Below are 3,525 nucleotides of genomic sequence, written 5' to 3'. Positions count from 1 at the left end.
TCACGCCGGTGGCAGTGCGGGGTTCGTCTGCGGGCCGTTCCGGAGTGGGGGTGCGCGCGGCCTGGTCGTGCCGGAGGTGGGCCGGATCGAGCCGGGTCGAGCCGGGTGGGGGTGCGGGCGGTTGCCGGACGGGGCGCATCCGCGTGCCCGCGCGGCCGTTCGGGGGTCGCCGGGGGCCTGCCCGCGTCGTGATCTTGTACTGGTCCACGCTTTTGACAGATTTCCAACGATTGTCAAAAGCGTGGACCAGTACAAGATCCACTCGCGGAATGCCCCCTATGTCCCTTTTCTTGACGGTGCCGCCCTGCTGTGGACCGGGACGTAAGGGGCCTCGCTGGGTGGCGCCTATTGCGGCATCGACATGGGTCGTGCCCACTGGCGGCCCTTACGCCAGGGCTCCGGGGTGCTCGCCGGGTGCAGGCCCGGCCTGCCGGGCTGTGGCGCGTGTCCTGCAGGTCGGGCGCCGGAAGCCCGGTCCTCCCCTCTCCCGGGTTGACCCGGCGGATGCTCGGCGCCCGCCCGGCCGCAGCCCGGGTGCCCGGCCGCGCCGGCTCCCACCGGTTGCGGGTCGCGCGTACCCCCACTCCGGAACGGCCCGCAGCCGGACCCCGCACTGCCACCGGCGTGACACGAGCGGAGCGAGAAGACGAAAGCTCAGGCACAGCGCGGCAGCAGCCCGCCACCGCAACCCCGTCACCGGCTACCGACCGCCCCGCCGCCCGGCCCCGTCACAGGCGGGTGAACCCCGGCCCGCCACGCCACCCGCCACCAGCAACATGAACGAGCCCGCCACCCACCACCCCTCCCCCCCCGTAGCCCGCCAATCAGTGACCTCAGGTTCCACGAGCCGGTACAGGGGAGCGGGCCTCGGTCACTCGGGCACGTGCCCCTCTTCCCTCCCACCGGGCGGAAAAAATCATGCATGCATGCTTGATTCCTCGGTGTGCCACTGCCACGCTCATACCGGCTGTTGACGTGGCGTCAAGGCAGCGGGAGGCGGCGTGGCCGGGAGCGTGGCGACGGGCGAGGTGCTGGAGGACCTGCGGGCGGAGGGCGAGGAACTGGACGCCTTGGTCGCACCCCTGGCCGAGGGGCGCGGCTTGGGGGCCGAGACCGGACCCGCACCCGGGGCCGGCGCGGGTGGTGCCGGGTGGAGCGCCGCCAGCCCCGCGCCCGGGTGGACGGTCGCCCACCAGATCGCCCATCTCGCCTGGACCGACGAGCGGGCCCTGCTGGCCGTGCGGGACCCGGAGGTGTTCCGGCGGGAGACGGATGCGGCGTTCGCGGACCCGGGCGCCGTGGACACGTACGTGGACGACGGCGCCCGGCGCGGCGCAGCCCGGCCCCCGGAGGAGTTGCTGGCGGCGTGGCGTACCGGGCGGCGGGCGCTCGGCGAGGCGCTCGCGGAGACGGCCGCCCGTCCGGGCAGGCCGCGCATCCCCTGGTACGGGCCTCCGATGAGCGTGGCCGCGATGGCGACCGCGCGGCTGATGGAGACCTGGGCACACGGCGAGGACGTCGCGCAGGCGCTCGGCGTCCGCCGGGCGCCCACGGCGCGGCTGCGGCATGTCGCCTGGCTGGGCGTGCGGACCCGCGACTTCGCGTACGCCGGGCGCGGGCTGGAACCGCCGGGCGAGCCGTTCCGGGTGGAGCTGACGCCCCCGGAGGCGGGCAGGGCGGCCACCAGTCCGGGCACGGCGACCACCGGGGCGAGGGTGGCCACGACGGACACAGGCCCGGACACAGCCTCGGACACGGACACGGACACGGACACGGACACCGACACGGGCCCGGCGACGGTCCCGGGGTCGTCGCCCGCCGTCTGGGCGTACGGGCCGGAGGACGCGGCGCAGCGGGTGACGGGGAGTGCGCTGGACTTCTGCCTGCTCGTCACCCAGCGCGTGCACCGGGAGGACACCGACCTGTGCGCGGTCGGGGCGGAGGCCGAGCGGTGGCTGCGTCTGGCGCAGGCGTTCGCCGGGCCGCCCGGCGCGGGACGGGCCCCCGGCACCCGGAAGCCCGGCAGCGGCGACGCCGGAGCCCGGCGGTGAGCGCCCCGGACCCGGGCGCACAGGAGCCGTCCACCCCCGGCCCGGCGGCGGACTCCCGCGGCCCGCGCCCCCGCCACGACGTGCTCCGGGTCGGGAACGCCTCCGGCTTCTACGGCGACCGCTTCGACGCCGTGCGCGAGATGCTGACCGGCGGCGAGCTGGACGTGCTGACCGGTGACTATCTGGCCGAGCTGACCATGCTGATCCTGGGCCGGGACCGGCTGAAGGACCCGTCCCTGGGGTACGCCCGGACGTTCCTGCGGCAGCTCGAGGACACCCTCGGGACGGCCGTGGAACGTGGCGTGGCCCTGGTCGTCAACGCCGGCGGCCTCAACCCGGCCGGCCTCGCCGCCGCCGTGCGGGAGCTGGCCGGCCGGCTGGGCGTGCCGGCCCGGGTCGCGCACGTGGAGGGTGACGACGTGCTGGCGCGGGGCGGCTGGGGCGAGGGCGTGCTCACCGCGAACGCCTACCTCGGGGGCGGCGGTGTCACCGCCTGCCTGAACGCCGGCGCCGACGTGGTGGTCACCGGCCGGGTGACGGACGCCGCCCTCGTCTCCGGGGCGGCCGCGGCCCGCTTCGGCTGGGACCCGGACGATCCGCGGGACCGCGACGCGCTGGCCGGCGCCGTGCTCGCCGGGCATGTGCTGGAGTGCGGCACGCAGGCGACCGGCGGCAACTACGCGTTCTTCGCACAGGAGCAGCTCGACGTCCGCCACCCCGGTTTCCCGCTGGCGGAGCTCCACCCCGACGGCAGCGCGGTGATCACCAAGCATCCCGGCACCGGAGGCGCCGTCACCGTCGGCACGGTGACCGCGCAGCTCCTGTACGAGACGGCGGGTGCGCGGTACGCCGGTCCGGACGTCACGGCGCGGCTGGACACCGTACGGCTGCGGGCGGACGGCCCGGACCGGGTGCGGATGGAGGGGGCGCGCGGCGAGGCGCCGCCGCCGTCGCTCAAGGTGGGGCTGACCCGGCTCGGCGGGTTCCGCAACGAGGTGGTGTTCGTCCTCACCGGGCTCGACGTGGAGGCCAAGGCCGCCTTGGTGCAGGAGCAGATGGAGGCGCGGCTGGACGCCGCGCCCGGCGGGCGCCCGCGCGAGGCGAACTGGTCGCTGGCGCGTACGGACTGGCGGGACGCGCCCGTGCAGGAGGAGGCCAGCGCGCTGCTGCGGCTGGTGGTGCGGGACGCGGAACAGGACCGGGTGGGCCGGGCGGTGAGCGGCGCCGCGGTGGAACTGGCGCTGGGCAGTTATCCCGGTTTCCATGTGACCGCGCCGCCCGGGAAGGGCGCGCCGTACGGCGTGTTCGAGGAGGCGTGGCTGGGGCAGGGCGAGGTGCCGCACACGGCGGTGTTCCCGGACGAGGACCCCGCGCCGGGTGGCCCCGGGGCTCAGCCCGCGGGCCCGGACGCCGCGGCCCCCGCGGGATCCGCGGGCCCGGGCGCCCCGGGCCCGGCGCCCGCCGGCGAGCGGCG

At 76.6% G+C, this 3,525-nt stretch carries 2 protein-coding genes; both read left to right on the top strand.

Annotated elements, in window-relative coordinates:
• Positions 1 to 1,001: 1,001 nt before the first annotated feature.
• Positions 1,002 to 2,051, top strand: coding sequence for a maleylpyruvate isomerase family mycothiol-dependent enzyme (locus HOY81_RS26860; protein WP_237323312.1), 1,050 nt, complete (start codon positions 1,002 to 1,004; stop codon positions 2,049 to 2,051).
• Positions 2,052 to 2,131: 80 nt separating this feature from the next.
• On the top strand, positions 2,132 to 3,525 hold a 1,394-nt coding region (locus tag HOY81_RS26855; RefSeq protein WP_237323313.1), incomplete at its 3' end, for an acyclic terpene utilization AtuA family protein.

Origin of the sequence: Streptomyces sp. JJ36 (genome assembly GCF_021696945.1) — a bacterium.
Classification (GTDB): Bacteria; Actinomycetota; Actinomycetes; order Streptomycetales; family Streptomycetaceae; genus Streptomyces.
Note: the sequence above shows the minus strand (reverse complement) of the source record. Positions and strands in the feature narration are given on the sequence as shown.